This window comes from Halomonas gemina (assembly GCF_023554995.1).
Classification (GTDB): domain Bacteria; phylum Pseudomonadota; class Gammaproteobacteria; order Pseudomonadales; family Halomonadaceae; genus Halomonas; species Halomonas gemina.
In genome coordinates, this window is sequence record NZ_JAMJPK010000041.1 from 1 (window position 1) to 266 (window position 266).

1 rRNA gene is annotated in these 266 nt (G+C 54.1%); it reads right to left on the reverse strand.

The features are described 5' to 3' along the window. Positions 1-266, reverse strand: a 16S ribosomal RNA gene (locus M8009_RS19445); the annotation flags it as partial.

Here is a 266-nt window from a genome sequence, read left to right on the forward strand (position 1 = left end):
GTTCCCGACCGAATCGCTGGCAAATAGGGACAAGGGTTGCGCTCGTTACGGGACTTAACCCAACATTTCACAACACGAGCTGACGACAGCCATGCAGCACCTGTCTGTGCGTTCCCGAAGGCACCAAGGTATCTCTACCAAGTTCGCACGATGTCAAGGGTAGGTAAGGTTCTTCGCGTTGCATCGAATTAAACCACATGCTCCACCGCTTGTGCGGGCCCCCGTCAATTCATTTGAGTTTTAACCTTGCGGCCGTACTCCCCAGG